Annotated in this window: 17 protein-coding genes; 6 read left to right on the top strand and 11 right to left on the bottom strand. The window is 71.3% G+C overall.

The genetic code is table 11. The features are described 5' to 3' along the window. From dapA to paaA, 9 genes are all read right to left on the bottom strand, one after another. The coding region (gene dapA / locus ACTHJJ_RS17245; RefSeq protein WP_440304176.1) for a 4-hydroxy-tetrahydrodipicolinate synthase at window positions 1-841 on the bottom strand (841 nt) is incomplete at its 3' end. 199 nt (window positions 842-1040) lie between these two features. Continuing rightward, window positions 1041-1505 (bottom strand): dihydrofolate reductase, encoded by a 465-nt coding sequence (locus tag ACTHJJ_RS17240; RefSeq protein WP_440304175.1) that lies wholly within the window; start codon window positions 1503-1505, stop codon window positions 1041-1043. 160 nt (window positions 1506-1665) lie between these two features. After that, entirely contained in the window at window positions 1666-2481 is an 816-nt protein-coding gene (locus tag ACTHJJ_RS17235) for a thymidylate synthase (protein WP_440304174.1), read from the bottom strand. Window positions 2482-3033: 552 nt separating this feature from the next. Further along, window positions 3034-3351: a hypothetical protein gene (locus ACTHJJ_RS17230; RefSeq protein ID WP_440304173.1), complete on the bottom strand. Its 318-nt coding sequence runs from the start codon at window positions 3349-3351 to the stop codon at window positions 3034-3036. A 137-nt stretch (window positions 3352-3488) separates the two neighbouring features. After that, window positions 3489-4625, bottom strand: a complete 1137-nt coding sequence (paaE, locus tag ACTHJJ_RS17225; protein WP_440304172.1) for a 1,2-phenylacetyl-CoA epoxidase subunit PaaE — start codon at window positions 4623-4625, stop codon at window positions 3489-3491. An 8-nt stretch (window positions 4626-4633) separates the two neighbouring features. Next, window positions 4634-5146: a 1,2-phenylacetyl-CoA epoxidase subunit PaaD gene (paaD, locus tag ACTHJJ_RS17220; RefSeq protein WP_440304171.1), complete on the bottom strand. Its 513-nt coding sequence runs from the start codon at window positions 5144-5146 to the stop codon at window positions 4634-4636. Continuing rightward, window positions 5143-5925, bottom strand: a complete 783-nt coding sequence (gene paaC, locus ACTHJJ_RS17215) for a 1,2-phenylacetyl-CoA epoxidase subunit PaaC (protein WP_440304170.1) — start codon at window positions 5923-5925, stop codon at window positions 5143-5145. Before paaC ends, paaD begins: the two co-directional genes overlap by 4 nt. Next, entirely contained in the window at window positions 5922-6242 is a 321-nt protein-coding gene (paaB, locus tag ACTHJJ_RS17210; RefSeq protein WP_440304169.1) for a 1,2-phenylacetyl-CoA epoxidase subunit PaaB, read from the bottom strand. Before paaB ends, paaC begins: the two co-directional genes overlap by 4 nt. Continuing rightward, window positions 6239-7279 (bottom strand): 1,2-phenylacetyl-CoA epoxidase subunit PaaA, encoded by a 1041-nt coding sequence (gene paaA, locus ACTHJJ_RS17205; protein WP_440304168.1) that lies wholly within the window; start codon window positions 7277-7279, stop codon window positions 6239-6241. Before paaA ends, paaB begins: the two co-directional genes overlap by 4 nt. A 73-nt stretch (window positions 7280-7352) precedes the next feature. On the opposite strand from paaA, the gene ACTHJJ_RS17200 reads away from it, so the two are divergent. Genes ACTHJJ_RS17200 through ACTHJJ_RS17190 form a run of 3 tightly spaced genes read left to right on the top strand, consistent with a single transcriptional unit; the run spans window position 7353 to window position 9015 of the window. Further along, the gene (locus ACTHJJ_RS17200) at window positions 7353-7976 is read left to right on the top strand and encodes an N-acetyltransferase family protein (RefSeq protein WP_440304167.1); all 624 of its coding nucleotides are present in this window, start codon (window positions 7353-7355) and stop codon (window positions 7974-7976) included. Beyond that, window positions 7973-8704: an AzlC family ABC transporter permease gene (locus ACTHJJ_RS17195; RefSeq protein WP_440304166.1), complete on the top strand. Its 732-nt coding sequence runs from the start codon at window positions 7973-7975 to the stop codon at window positions 8702-8704. The genes ACTHJJ_RS17200 and ACTHJJ_RS17195 overlap by 4 nt, the downstream gene beginning before the upstream one ends. Continuing rightward, on the top strand, window positions 8701-9015 hold the full coding sequence (locus tag ACTHJJ_RS17190; RefSeq protein WP_440304165.1) for an AzlD domain-containing protein: 315 nt from the start codon (window positions 8701-8703) through the stop codon (window positions 9013-9015). Before ACTHJJ_RS17195 ends, ACTHJJ_RS17190 begins: the two co-directional genes overlap by 4 nt. Window positions 9016-9279: 264 nt before the next feature. Here the strand turns inward: ACTHJJ_RS17190 and idi are convergent, their stop codons facing one another. Both idi and dapB read right to left on the bottom strand, forming a co-directional pair. Continuing rightward, window positions 9280-9864, bottom strand: coding sequence for an isopentenyl-diphosphate Delta-isomerase (idi, locus tag ACTHJJ_RS17185; RefSeq protein ID WP_440304164.1), 585 nt, complete (start codon window positions 9862-9864; stop codon window positions 9280-9282). Next, window positions 9861-10589, bottom strand: a complete 729-nt coding sequence (gene dapB, locus ACTHJJ_RS17180; RefSeq protein WP_440304177.1) for a 4-hydroxy-tetrahydrodipicolinate reductase — start codon at window positions 10587-10589, stop codon at window positions 9861-9863. Before dapB ends, idi begins: the two co-directional genes overlap by 4 nt. 177 nt (window positions 10590-10766) lie before the next feature. Here dapB and ACTHJJ_RS17175 point away from each other — a divergent pair, with 177 nt between their 5' ends. From ACTHJJ_RS17175 to ACTHJJ_RS17165, 3 genes are all read left to right on the top strand, one after another. After that, complete coding sequence (locus ACTHJJ_RS17175; RefSeq protein WP_440304163.1) at window positions 10767-11591, top strand: polysaccharide deacetylase family protein; 825 nt, start codon at window positions 10767-10769, stop codon at window positions 11589-11591. Continuing rightward, window positions 11588-12850, top strand: a complete 1263-nt coding sequence (locus ACTHJJ_RS17170) for a YncE family protein (RefSeq protein WP_440304162.1) — start codon at window positions 11588-11590, stop codon at window positions 12848-12850. Before ACTHJJ_RS17175 ends, ACTHJJ_RS17170 begins: the two co-directional genes overlap by 4 nt. Window positions 12851-12893: 43 nt before the next feature. After that, window positions 12894-13717, top strand: an 824-nt coding sequence (locus ACTHJJ_RS17165) for a cytochrome c oxidase assembly protein (RefSeq protein ID WP_440304161.1), incomplete at its 3' end; no start/stop codon positions are given.

Below are 13717 nucleotides of genomic sequence, written 5' to 3'. Positions count from 1 at the left end.
CCTGGTCGGCCTCGACGAGCGGGAGTCGCACGGTCGGCGACGGGATGATGCCTTGGAGGGCGAGGGCGGCCTTGGCCATGATCGCGCCCTGGGTGATGGTCATGACCGCCCCGACGAGCGGGATCAGCTCGCGGTGGATCGCGCGCGCATCGTCCCAGCGCCCCTCGAGGACGGCGTCCGCCATGCGTCGGTATGCCGCCGGGCTGACCTGGGAGGTCACACCGACGAAGCCGGTGGCGCCGTTGACGAAATGCGCGAGGTTCATCGCGTCGTCGCCCGAGTACCAGAGCAGCTCGGTCGCCGCCATGAGATCGGAGGCGAGCCAGAGGTCGGCTCGAGCATCCTTGACGGCGACGATGTTGGGGTGCTTGGCCACCTCGAGGTAGGTGTCCTTCGCGATGGCGATGCCGGACCGCCCCGGGATGTCGTAGAGCATGACCGGCAGGTCCGTGGCGTCCGCCACCGCGGTGAAGTGGGCGACGAGCCCGGCCTGGGGCGGCTTGTTGTAGTAAGGGGTCACGACGAGGACGGCATCGGCGCCGGCGCCGGCAGCGGCCTTCGCGCACTCGATGCTGTGCGCGGTGTTGTTCGTGCCGACCCCCGCGATGACGACGGCTCGGTCGCCGACGGCCTCGACGACGGCCCGGATGAGCCGGACCTTCTCGTCGTCCGTCGTCGTCGGTGACTCGCCGGTGGTGCCGGAGACGACGAGGCCGTCGTGGCCGGCGTCGACGAGGTGGCTCGCGAGGCGGGCAGCCGCCTGGAGGTCGAGGGAACCGTCCGGGTGCATCGGGGTCACCATCGCCGAGAGGACTCGTCCGAGCACGGGAGTGGCTGCCATGCGCCAAGGTTAGCGCCCGGCGCGCACACGTCCCGACCACCTCCGGGCGGCTGTCGGCCCGTCCTGCCGGACGTCACGAGCGGCGGGCATGGAAGCAGGGCACCACCCGCTCGGGGGTCCGGGTAGCGCCCTGCATCCTTACCATCGGTAGGGCGAGCGTGGCGTTACACGACGGCGTCGATGGTTGCCCGGCCTGGCGTCAGCGGCGGTCGTAGACCACCCAGGCGAAGCCGTCGTGGGGCTCCCGCGACACCTCGCGCCATACGTCGAGGTCGACCTCCGGGAAGGTGACCGAGCCCTGCGGGGACTGGTCCACCTCGGTGACGAGGAGGTGTGCGGCATACGGCATCGCCTCGCGGTACACCTCTCCCCCGCCCACGACGAAGACCTCCTCGGCCGGCCCGGCGAGGCTGAGGGCCTCCGGCAGCGAGTGCGCGGTCTCGACACCGGGCTGCGACCATTCGGGCTGGCGCGTGATGACGATGCTGCGCCGACCCGGCAGCACACCCATGGACTCGAAAGTGCGTCGGCCCATGATCATGGGGTGGCCCATCGTCGTCCGCTTGAAGTACTTGAGGTCCTCGGAGATGTGCCACGGCATGGTCTTGCCGTCGCCGATGACGCCGTTGCGGCCCACGGCGACGATGATCGAGATGATCGTCATACCGCGCTCCCTCTGCGGCCCGAGCCGGATCGTGGCTCCGGGCCTTGCTCGTTCCTCACTCGTGTCCTCACCCCTTGGCCCAGACCGCTCCCTCTGCGGCCCGAGCCGAATCGGGGCTCCGGGCCTCGCTCGTTCCTCACTCGTGTCCTCACCCCTTGGCTCAGACCGCGATCGGCGCCTTGATGGACGGCTCCGCCACGTAGCCGACGAGCTCGAAGTCGTCGAGGTCGAAGTCGTCGATGTCCTTCTTGGCCGGGTTGATCCGCATGGTCGGCAGCGGATGCGGCGTCCGGGTCAGCTGCAGCTTCGCCTGCTCGACGTGGTTGAGGTAGAGGTGCGCATCGCCAAGGGTGTGCACGAACTCGCCCGGCTCGAGGTCGGTCAGCTGCGCGATCATCTGCGTCAGCAGGGCGTAGGACGCGATGTTGAACGGGACTCCGAGGAAGATGTCGGCGCTGCGCTGGTAGAGCTGGCACGAGAGCCGCCGCCGCGCCCCGGGCTCGGTCGCCGGATGGACGTAGAACTGGAACATCGTGTGACACGGCGGCAGGGCCATGTCGTCGACGTCCGCGACGTTCCATGCCGAGACGATGAGCCGGCGGCTGTCGGGGTTGGTGCGGATCTGCTCGATCACCTTGGCGATCTGGTCGACGTGGCGTCCGTCCGGGGTCGGCCAGGACCGCCACTGGTGGCCGTAGATCGGACCGAGCTCACCGTCGGCGTCGGCCCACTCGTCCCAGATGGTGATGCGCCGGTCGTTGAGCCATTTGACGTTCGTGTCGCCCCGGAGGAACCACAGCAGCTCGCCGATGATCGAGCGCAGGTGCAGCTTCTTGGTCGTCAGCACCGGGAAGCCCTCGGCGAGGTCGAACCGCATCTGGTGGCCGAAGACGCTCTTGGTGCCGGTCCCGGTCCGGTCGGACTTCTCCTGGCCGTGGGTGAGGACGTGGTCCAGGAGGTCGAGGTACTGCCGCATGGCTGCAGCGTATCCGCGACGCTCGGCTCCGGGGTGGAGGCCGGAGCCCGGCTCGGCCAGGCGGGTGCCCTTTTGGTCGTCTTGACAGCAGCTAGGGCGCAGACGTCCGGCGCCTGGGTCAGGCCGCTCCGCGGGCGACACAGTCGAGCCGGGTACATGGGTGGATGCGGCCGGTCCATCCACGATGGCGAAAGATGGCGCCCAACTCGACGGCCAGCTGGCAAGGAGTGCCGGCGACTTCGACCCAGAAGACGCGGACCGAGAGCCAACCGTCCGTGGCCGCCCCGCGATCCCGTCGACCATCCCGTTGCTGGCCCAGCCAGCCCTGGTGTCCTCTGCGGCCGTCCACCTCGACGATGACCCTCACCTCCTCATAGGCCGTGTCCCGAGCCGTTGATCGAGGCCCGGGCTGCTGGCGGACTCCCCGAGGCAGCCCATGGGGCATGACCCCGTCATGCAGGTACCTCGCCTCCGCTGCACTGTGAGCCCCCTCGCCGACATCTCCGAGTGCTTCGACAAGCAACGAGTAGTGAGGCTGGGAGGGCCGCGTCCTCAGTGCCGCAAGCAGTGGATCTCGTCGTCGGCGCGAGGACTGAGGCCCCATGCTCGTGCGGCGCTCGCCCCCGAGAGCGCCGACGGCAGGCCAACGAAGAGCAGAGCGGCGACCGCACGTGTCTCCCAGTCGTCGCGGCCGGGCTCAGTGAGGTAGACCGCGGGGTGGATAGCGATCCACCGGCCGGACTGAACCTTCCACCGAAGCTTTGCCGCGCTGTAGCCGCCGGCCAGGGCCTGAGCTCTCGACACGAGGCCGGACTGGCCCGCGAGGCGCGCCGGCAACAGTCGGTCCGGCGGCGGAAGGTCCTCGTCCATCGACGCATCGTGGAGCAGCGGCCCATCCCGGCGGGGAAATCATCCACAGGACCAGGCCACGCCCAGGAGGTGTGTGCCCTGTTCGTTGCTATCACGACCAACAAGGCACACACCCGGTGCGGCCGTCGGCGGTTGGATCAGACGTCGTAGTCGAGCGACACCTCGTCGGTGACCGGGTGGCTCTGGCACGTCAGCACCAGACCCCGGGCCACCTCGTCCGGCTCGAGCGCATAGTTGCGGTCCATCCGCACCTCGCCGGACAGCAGCTTGGCGCGGCACGTGCCGCAGACGCCGTTCGTGCACGAGAACGGCGCGTCCGACCGGACCCGGAGCGTGGCGTCGAGGATCGACTCGTCCTTGCTCGGCATCGGCACGGCCGTCGTCCGGCCGTCCAGGGTCACCGTCGCGACGGCCGCCGGCGGCGCTGACTCGTCGACGACGACCTTGCGCCGGGGCTCGCTCCCGTCCTCGACGTGGAAGATCTCGTGGTGGATGTGACCCGGGTCGACGCCCTGGTCCTTCAGCAGCTGCTCGGCCCCCGTCACCATCCCGAACGGGCCGCAGAGGTACCACTCGTCGACCGACTGCACCGGCACGAGCGCGGCGAAGATCCGCTCCAGCCGCTCCGGGTCGAGCCGCCCGTGGAACAGGTCGACCTCCTGGGGCTCGCGCGAGAGCACGTTGATCAGCTGGAAGCGCCCCGGGAAGCGGTTCTTCAGGTCCTCGAGCTCCTCGAGGAACATGATCGTGTCCGTTCGGCGGTTGCCGAAGAGCAGCGTCGCGCGCGAGTCCGGCTCCTCCTCGAGCGCTGTGGCGAGCAGGGAGATCACGGGTGTGATGCCGGAGCCCGCTGCGATCGCCACGTGATGCCGTATGGCGCCCGGCCGCGTCGCGCACGTGAACGACCCGAGCGGCGTCATCACCTCGAGCCGGTCGCCGGCCCGCAGGTCGTCGTTGATCCAGTTCGACATCCGGCCCTCCGGCACGCGCGCGACCGCGACCCGCCGGGTGCCGGACCGCCCGGGAGCGTTCCGCGACTGGCAGATCGAGTAGGACTGGCGCACGTCCTCACCGTCGATCTCGGCGCGGAGCGTCAGGTGCTGCCCGGGCAGGAAGCGGTAGTCGTCGGCGAGCTCGTCCGGCACGAGGAAGGTCACGGCGACCGCGTCCTCAGTGAGCCGCTCCACGTCGGCGACCTCGAGCTCATGGAAGCGCGCCCGGTGCCGTGCGGGCGAGATCGCATCGGAGGCGACGGTGGTCTGGGTGTCGGTCATGGGCGTCGTCACAGGGCCTTGAACTCGTCGAAGGGCTCGCGACACGAGTTGCAGCGGCGCAGCGCCTTGCACGCGGTCGAGCCGAAGTGGCTGATCTCGGTCGTGTCGTCCGACCCACAGTGCGGACAGGTGACGACGTGTCGCGTCAACCGCACCGACACCGGACCGGCACCGCGGACCGGGCCGGGAGGTGCGATGCCGAAGCGCCGCAGTGCCTCCTTGCCCGCCTCCGTCATCCAGTCGGTCGTCCACGCCGGTGACAGCTGGGTGCGCACCTCGGCACGGTATCCGCGGGTCGAAGCCTCGTGCTCGATCCGCGACCTGATCGCCTCCATCGCGGGACAGCCGGAGTAGGTCGGCGTGACCGTCACGACGACCGACCGGTCGGCCTCGTCGACGGCGACGTCGCGCAGGATGCCGAGGTCGGCGATCGAGACCACCGGCACCTCCGGGTCCGGAATCGCCGAGATCGCTCGCACGACAGGGCTGCTCGTGCGCGACTCGACCGGCACGGCACTCACCACGTCGCTCCCGGGTGCGACCGGGCGATGTGTTGCATCTCTGCGAGCAAGTAGCCCATCGGTCGCGAGTGGACGCCGTCGCGCCCCCCGCGCGAGCGCCACGTCGGCGCCTCCGGCATCGCCAGGGTCGCGTCCGACACGGCCGCCTCGACGACCCGCTGCACCGCGTCCCGCAGCTCGCTCGGCGGCTTCGCGACGAGCCCCGAGTCGACGGCGGCCACGGCGATCGGGTGGTCATCGAACAGCTCGTCGACATAGGGCGCGGCCCACTCCAGGGCCGCCTGCATCCGCCGGTGCGACTCGTCCGTCCCGTCGCCGAGACGCAGCACCCAGTGCTGCGCGTGGTCGAGGTGGTAGCGCACCTCCTTGGCCGCCTTGCCCGCCACCCCCGCGAGGACGGGGTCGCGGGAGCCGAGCAGGGCGGCATACAGCTCGTTCTGGTACGCGGCGAACCACAGCATCCGCGCCATCTCCTGCGCGAAGTCACCCCGCTCCTGCTCGACGAGGTGCACGTTGCGCCACTGCCGCTCGTCGCGGAACATCGCGTAGTCGTCCTCGCCACGCCCGGTGCCGTCCAGCTCGCCGACGCGGGGATAGAGCCCACGCGCCTGGCCTAGCAGGTCGAGCGAGACGTTGCCGAGCGCCATGTCCTCCTCGATCTGCGGGGCGTTGGTCAGCCACTCCCCCAGCCGCTGCGCGTAGACCATCGCGTCGTCTGCCACCGCGAGGACGTATGCCGCCGAGCCGGCTCCCGGTGAGGGTGCGCTCCGAGCCGTCACAGGTACTCCACGTCCTCGGGCACGTCATAGAACGACGGGTGCCGGTAGATCTTGTCGCCGGCGGGGTCGAAGAAGGAGTCCTTCTCGTCGGGGCTGCTCGCTGTGATGTCGTCGGCGCGCACCACCCAGATCGACACGCCCTCCTGCCGGCGCGTGTAGACGTCGCGGCCGTTGCGCAGCGCCATCTCGGCGTCCGGCGCGTGCAGCGAGCCGACATGGGTGTGCGAGAGGCCACGCTTGCCGCGCACGAAGACCTCCCAGAGGGGCCAGCTCTTCTCGCCCGGTGCGCCGGCCGCCTCCGTCGCTCGTTCGCTCACGCGGCACTCTCCTGCGCACCCGAGTGCTTGGCGGCATAGGCGTTGGCGGCCTCGCGGACCCAGGCGCCCTCCTCGTGCGCCCGGCGCCGCTGCACGATCCGCTCGGCGTTGCACGGGCCGTCGCCGCGCAGCACCCGCCAGAACTCGTCCCAGTCGATCGGCCCGAAGTCCCAGTGGCCGCGCTCCTCGTTCCAGTTCAGGTCAGGGTCGGGCAGCGTCAGGCCGAGCTTCTGCGCCTGGGGGACGGTCATGTCGACGAACTTCTGCCGGAGCTCGTCGTTGCTGAAGCGCTTGATGCCCCACGCCATCGACTGGGCCGTGTGTCCCTGCGTGGCGGCCTCGCCGGTGTCGGGGGGCCCGAACATCATCAGGGCCGGCCACCACCAGCGGTTCGCGGCGTCCTGCGCCATCTCGCGCTGCGCCTCGGTTCCCCTGGAGAGCACCCAGAGGATCTCGAAGCCCTGCCGCTGGTGGAACGACTCCTCCTTGCAGACCCGGATCATCGCCCGGGCATAGGGGCCGTAGGAGCAGCGGCAGAGCGGCACCTGGTTCATGATCGCCGCGCCGTCGACCAGCCAGCCGATCGCGCCGCAGTCGGCCCAGGTCAGGGTCGGGTAGTTGAAGATCGAGGAGTACTTCTGGGTGCCGTTGTGCAGGCGGTCGAGCAGCTCGGCCCGGTCGATCCCGAGAGTCTCCGCGGCGGAGTAGAGGTAGAGCCCGTGCCCGGCCTCGTCCTGCACCTTCGCGGTGAGGATCGCCTTGCGCCGCAGCGACGGGGCGCGGGTGATCCAGTTGCCCTCGGGCTGCATGCCGATGATCTCCGAGTGGGCGTGCTGGGCGATCTGCCGGATCAGCGTCTGCCGGTACTTCTCGGGCATGTCGTCGCGCGGCTCGATCCGCTGGTCGGCGGCGATGAGCGCATCGAAGTCCCCACCCACCTCGTCACGCCGGTCTTCGTGCGCCCGGGCCTGCTCGTAGGCCGGGGTCTCCGCCGCGTTCAGGGGGTCATTCGGGTCGATGACGTCATTGCCATACATGAGTCCAGTATGCGAGACCGACCACAAGGCGGGCAAAAGCGCAACGCCTCGGCGGGGCTGGAACACTGGGCCCGTGGTTGACGCAGCACATGGGCACGGACACGGACACGAGGGTCACGGGGCGCACGAGCACGAGGCGCACGGACCACTCGCCGACGCGAGCGTCCGCCTCGGCCGAGAGTCGGACGCCCCTGCTGTCGGTTTCGTGCAGGCCGTCGTCTTCCGGGACGCGTATGCCGCCCACCTCCCCGCGGACGTCGTGGCCCAGTTCGAGCCGCGTCCCTTCACCAACGCATGGCGCGCCTCGCTCGCCGAGCCGCCGTCACGTGACCACGTCCTGCTCGTCGCCTGCGCCGGGGACCAGGTCGTCGGCTTCGCTGCGGTCGCTCCCGCGGGCGACCCCGACGCCACCGACCAGACCGCGGAGCTGACGACGATCGCGGTCCACCCCGACGCTCGCCGGCAGGGCCACGGCTCGCGGCTGCTCAACGCCGTCGTCGACACGGTGCGGGGGCGCGGCCGGGGCGAGCTGACGGCGTGGGTCATCGGCTCGGACGACGACACCCGTGCCTTCCTGACCGCGGCCGGGATGGTGGCCGACGGGGCGCACCGTGCCCGCGTCGTCTCCCCGGACGGTGACACCGTCGACGAGGTCCGGCTGTCGGCCGACGTGTCCCAGGACCCGCGGTCGGCATGAGTGTGACCGAGGAGAAGGAGGCCGGGGAGGCCCTCGATCCGGAGGCCCGCCGGCGCGTCTGGCGGCAGGGTCTGTCCGTCGGCATCGCGACCGGCGCCTACGGCATCAGCTTCGGCGCGCTCGCGGTGGCCGCCGGCCTCGACGTCTGGCAGGCCCAGGCCCTGTCGGCGCTGATGTTCACCGGCGGGTCGCAGTTCGCCTTCGTGGGCATCGTCGGCAGCGGTGGCGTGGCCGCGGCCCCCGCGGCGATCGCGGCGTCGTCGATGCTCGGGATCCGCAATGCGCTCTACGCCCTCGAGCTGACCCAGCTGCTCGGGGTCCGGCGCCTGCGCAAGCTCGCCGCGGCACACGTCACCATCGACGAGTCGACCGCCGTCGCGGTCTCGCAGGACGACGTGCGCGCGTCGCGCGTCGGCTTCTGGGTCACCGGTCTCTCGATCTTCCTACTCTGGAACCTCATGACCCTCGTCGGTGCCCTGGTCGGCAATGCCCTCGGCGATCCCAAGCAGTGGGGGCTCGACGCGGCGGCCTGTGCTGCCTTCACCGCCCTGCTCTGGCCCCGCCTCAAGAGCCGCGACGCGGTGGGCATCGCGGTTGTCGCGGCGGTCGTCGCGATGGCGCTCTCCCCCGCCCTGCCGGCGGGCCTGCCCGTCATCGTGGCCGCGGCCGCCGCGCTCCTGGCGTGGCGTGCGCCGAAGCGGGCCGTCGTCGAGGAGGGCCGGTCATGACCATGTGGGTCGCCGTCCTGGTCGCAGCCGCCATCGCCTACGCGCTCAAGCTCGTCGGGCACCTGGTGCCGGCACGGTTCCTCGATGAGCCCCGCACTAAGCGCGTGACGGCCGCCCTGCCGATCGCCCTGCTCGCCGCGCTCGTCGCCACCCAGGCCTTCACCGGTGCCCACGGCAGCCTCGTCCTCGACGCCCGCGCAGCCGCCGTGGGCGTGGCCGTCATCGCGCTGCTGTTGCGCGCCCCGTTCATCGTCGTCGTCGTCCTGGGCGCGCTCACGGCCGCGCTGCTCCGGCTGGCCGGCTGGGCCTGACGGACCGGCTCCCCAGGGCAGGAGCAGAGCGCCCCTCGAGACGGAAGGGCGCTCTCGTCGTGAACTCAGTGGCTGCAGTCGGGGCAGCTGCAGTCTTGGCACGTGCAGTTGGCGCAGGTGCACCCCGCCGGACAGTTCGCGCAGTTTGAGCACTGGCCCGCGGCGGCGGGAGGTGATGGCCGCTCTTCGTCCTGCATGACGTCTCCTTTGTCGTTCGGTTCGGGTCCCTTCGGCCTACCCCGGCCGGGCCTCCGGAAACCCCCGTCAGGACAGCGCCGGTGGCAGCTCGGCAGGGTCGGCCGACGGCCAGGCAGCCGGCCCGGGACCGAGCCGGTCGAGCTGCTCAGCCTCCTGGCGGCACCAGTCGGAGACGGCGCGACCCTCGCGCAGCTGTCCGATGAAGGCGCTCCAGTCGACCCACTCGAAGTCGGCGACCTCGCCGGGCTCAGGACTCGGGTCCGAGGAGACGTGGCCGACGAGCACCGGGCACATCTCCCACTCGACGATGCCGTCCATCTCGGCCCGGTAGGCGAAGCGCGGCAGGACGAGACGCAGGTCCCCCACCTCCAGCCCGAGCTCGTCGGACGCACGCCGCCGCACCGCGTCCTCGAGCCGCTCCCCCGGCGCCGGGTGGCCGCAGACGGAGTTGGTCCACACGCCCGGGAACGTCCGCTTGTCCAGCGCGCGCCGCGTGAGGAGGAGCCGGTCGTCCGAGTCGAAGAGGTAGGCCGAGAACGCAAGGTGCAGCGGCGTATGCGCATGGTGGACCGACGCCTTCGGCGCGACCCCGATGCGCTGTCCGTCCTCGGACAGGAGGACCACGAGCTCCTCCTCAGCGTGCGCCGTCACGACCCGGCCAGCCCGAGGTAGTGCTCCAGCCCCACCGTGAGGCCCGGGTGGTCGGCGACCTGCCGCACGCCCGCGATGACCCCGGGCATGAAGGAGGCCCGGTCGAACGAGTCGTGCCGGATCGTCAGCATCTCGCCGACGTTGCCGAGCAGCACCTCCTGGTGGGCGACGAGCCCCCGCAGCCGCACGGAGTGCACGGGTATGCCGCTCACGCGGGCTCCGCGGGCACCCTCCGGGTCGTGGGTGGTGGCGTCCGGGACGGCTGCGGCCCCGGCCTCATCGCGGGCCGCGGCGATGAGGTGCGCCGTGCGGGCCGCGGTGCCGGAGGGTGCGTCCACCTTGTCGGGATGGTGCAGCTCGACGACCTCGACGGACTCGTAGAAGGCAGCCGCCTTCGCCGCGAAGGCCATCATGAGGATCGCGCCGATGGCGAAGTTGGGCGCGATGAGGACGCCGACCGGAGTGCCGGTGCTCGAGGGCGGTGCGTCGGCGAGCTGGCCGCGCAGCGTCTCGAGCTTCGCGTCGTCCCAGCCCGTGGTGCCCACGACGACGTGCACCCCGCGGGCGACGCAGTGCGCGACATTGGCGGGGGACGCGTCCGGCACCGAGAACTCGACGACGACGTCCACCCCGCCGAGGTCCCCGAGGTCGTCCCCGTGGCCGTACTGGGCGACGAGCCGCAGTCCGTCGGCGGCCTCGACGGCGCGGCACACCTCGGAGCCCATCCTGCCCGTGGCGCCGATGACCCCGACCCTGATCTCCGCTCCGCCGCTCGCGTTCGTCACGAGGCACAGGCTATCCGGCAGCCGGTGACCTTCGCCCTTGCCGGTGAGCTGACCTGAGGTGCCCGAGACCCGGGCAACGTCCAGCGAACTCCCAGCCAGACCCGGCATTGTCCTGCCGTGGACAACGAGGGCGACACCGTCGACCGGCGCACGCTGCTGCGCGGCGGCCTGGCCTCCGCGGTTGCCCTCGGGTCCGCCGCCTGTTCGGCGCCCATGCGTCCGCTCGCCTCCGCGCCGACGCCCGGCACCGCGGCCTCCAGCCGGGACAAGACCGGCAAGGTCCCCGGCGCGAGCAGCACGGCACCCGGTCCCGAGGAGGCCCTCCCCCTCGCGCTGCACACCTCGGGACCCGACATCGAGCACGGGCCACGGTCCGGCTCAGCCGCCTGCCTCACCTTCCACGGCGCGGGAGATCCCGCGCTGACCCGGGAGGTGCTGCGGGTCTGTGGCGACCACGGGGCGCGCATCACCGTCTTCGCCGTCGGCACCTGGCTCACCGGGCACCCCGATCTCGGTCGAGCCATCGTCGCGGCGGGCCACGACCTCGGCAACCACACCTGGTCGCACCAGCCGATGCTGACCCTCGACCGACCCGCCGCCGAGTCCGAGATCCGCGACGGGGCCCGCGCGGTGGCGGCCATCAAGGGGTCCAACCCACTGCTCTTCCGCCCGTCTGGGACCCAGCACTCGACGGCCCTGCTGCGCGCGGCGGCACGCACCGCCGGCTACTTCAGGTGCATCTCCTACGACGTCGACCCGATGGACTACCTCGATCCGGGCTCGGCGACCGTCGTCCGCCGTACGCTAGGGGCCGTGCAGGCGGGATCGATCGTCAGCCTCCACCTCGGCCACCGGGGCACCGTGGAGGCACTCCCCTCGATCCTCAGCGGCCTCGCCGACCGCGGTCTCGCGCCGCGCACGGTGTCGGAGCTGCTCGCATGAGAACAGGGCGGCGGCCAGCCGTCCTCGTCGGGTTCGTGATCGTCCTCGCCCTCGCCCTGGCCGGCTGCGACGGCCGCAGCGGCGCTGGACCGGAGGTGGCGGGATCGCCGTCCGCCGGGGCCCTGTCGCCAGCGGCCCCCGTGGCCCCAGGCGCGACGAGCCAGGGCCCGAGCACGCACCCCGGCACGGCGCCATACGCCTTCGCGGGCGCCGGGATGCTGACGGGCGCCGCCACCCAGGCGCGACCGCTGGTCTACGTGCCGAACCAGCTCTCCGGGACGGTCCAGGTCATCGATCCGAAGACCTACAAGGTCATCTCGACCGACCGCATCCCTGCGTCGCCCGAGCACGTCGTCCCGTCGTGGGACCTGCGCACCCTGTGGATCAACTCCGACCAGGGCAACGCGCTGACGCCCGTCGACCCCGTCACGGGCAAGGTCGGCACTCCCGTCGCCGTCGCCGACCCCTACAACCTCTACTTCACCCCGGACGGCGCCCACGCGGTGGTCATGGCCTCGCGCCTACGGCGCATCGACCTGCTCGACCCGCACACGATGAAGCTGCAACGTTCGCTCAAGATCCCGGAGTGCGTCGGCGTCAACCACGCCGACTACACGGCGGACCTGCAGCACATGCTCGCCAGCTGCGAGTTCAACGGGCGGCTGCTCGTCCTCGACCGCGAGATGACCACGGTCCTCAAGGTCATCGACCTCAACCAGGTCCGGACGCCGGGCGCGACCCCGCCGAGCGAGGCGCACATGATGGGCGGCCCCAAGAACGGCCTCGTGGCGGGTGCGTCCGCCATGCCGCAGGACGTGCGCCTGACCCCGGACGGCAAGTGGTTCATGGTCGCCGACATGCTCCGCAACGGCGTCTGGTTCATCAACGCGAGCACGATGCGCTACGACCACTTCGTGCCGACCGGGATGGGGGCGCACGGCATCTACCCGTCACGTGACGCGACCCGCGTCTTCGTCTCCAACCGCGACGAGGGCACGATCTCGGTCTTCGACGCGACGACCGACGAGCCGGTCACGAAGTGGAAGCTGCCGGGCTCGGCAAGCCCGGACATGGGTGACGTCAGCATGGACGGCTCCCAGCTGTGGCTCTCGGGCCGCTACAACAGCGAGGTCTACGTCATCGACACGACCACCGGCCGCCTGTTGCACCGGATCCACACCGGCTCCGGCCCGCACGGACTCTGCGTCTGGCCGCAGCCCGGGCGGTTCTCGCTCGGGCACACGGGCAACATGCGATGACGTTCTCATCCGGCGTTCAGGTACGCGGGCAACGATCTCGCGCGTGACCACCTTCCAGCCCACCGACCTGCTCACCGCGTGGACCGCGGCACCGTTCGGGGTGGTCCTCGTCGTGGTCGTGGCAGCGTGGTACCTCTGGCAGGTCGGGCTCGCCCGCCGCGACGGCGTGCGCTGGCCCTGGTGGCGGGTCGGGCTCTACCTCGTCGTCGGCGTCGGCTCCCTCGCGTATGCCGTGTGCGGGCCGCTCGCGACGTACCGCTCCGAGCTGTTCTGGATCGGCGCGCTCCAGGTGGGCACCCTCGCGTCCCTGACCCCGGTCGGGATCGCCCTCGGCGACCCGGTGACGCTGCTGCGCCGCCGGTCCCCGGATCGGTCGCACCTGCTCCTGCGCCTGCTCCGGGGACGCATCGCCAGGGCCCTGATGTTTCCGGCCGTGAGCACGATCCTTGCGGTCACCACCCTGCTCGTCGTCTTCTACACCCCCGTCTTCGCGGCCACGACCCGGTCGGCATGGCTGCAGGGCGTCCTCGACGTCGTCCTGCTCGTCTCCGGGCTGCTCTTCGTGCTGCCGCTCATGGTCGACGAGCTGCTCCCGGCCTGGGCCACCCCGGGCATCCGCACCCTGCTCGCCTTCGCCGACGGGCTGCTCGACGCGGTCCCCGGGATCCTGCTGATGACCGCGGGGAGCGTCGTCGTGCCGACCTTCCCGGGCTTCGCGGGGCGGGTCGGTCCCCCGGACCCGCTGCTCGACACCCACCTCGGCGGAGGGGCGCTGCTCGCCGTGGCCGAGTCGGTCGGGCTGCGGGGGAAAAGGGCGGGGATAGACGAGATGGGAACCGCCCTTTTCCCGGGGGGGGGGCGGGGTGT

Origin of the sequence: Intrasporangium sp. (assembly GCF_051961875.1) — a bacterium.
GTDB lineage: Bacteria > Actinomycetota > Actinomycetes > Actinomycetales > Dermatophilaceae > Intrasporangium_A.
Note: the sequence above shows the minus strand (reverse complement) of the source record. Positions and strands in the feature narration are given on the sequence as shown.

Bases quoted from the DNA above. Each gene is read 5' to 3' on its own strand.
- ACTHJJ_RS17240 (WP_440304175.1), bottom strand. From the start codon at position 1,505: ATGACGATCATCTCGATCATCGTCGCCGTGGGCCGCAACGGCGTCATC.
- ACTHJJ_RS17235 (WP_440304174.1), bottom strand. From the start codon at position 2,481: ATGCGGCAGTACCTCGACCTCCTGGACCACGTCCTCACCCACGGCCAG.
- ACTHJJ_RS17230 (WP_440304173.1), bottom strand. From the start codon at position 3,351: ATGGACGAGGACCTTCCGCCGCCGGACCGACTGTTGCCGGCGCGCCTC.
- paaE (WP_440304172.1), bottom strand. From the start codon at position 4,625: ATGACCGACACCCAGACCACCGTCGCCTCCGATGCGATCTCGCCCGCA.
- paaA (WP_440304168.1), bottom strand. From the start codon at position 7,279: ATGTATGGCAATGACGTCATCGACCCGAATGACCCCCTGAACGCGGCG.
- ACTHJJ_RS17195 (WP_440304166.1), top strand. From the start codon at position 7,973: ATGAGTGTGACCGAGGAGAAGGAGGCCGGGGAGGCCCTCGATCCGGAG.
- ACTHJJ_RS17190 (WP_440304165.1), top strand. From the start codon at position 8,701: ATGACCATGTGGGTCGCCGTCCTGGTCGCAGCCGCCATCGCCTACGCG.
- dapB (WP_440304177.1), bottom strand. From the start codon at position 10,589: ATGGGCTCCGAGGTGTGCCGCGCCGTCGAGGCCGCCGACGGACTGCGG.
- ACTHJJ_RS17170 (WP_440304162.1), top strand. From the start codon at position 11,588: ATGAGAACAGGGCGGCGGCCAGCCGTCCTCGTCGGGTTCGTGATCGTC.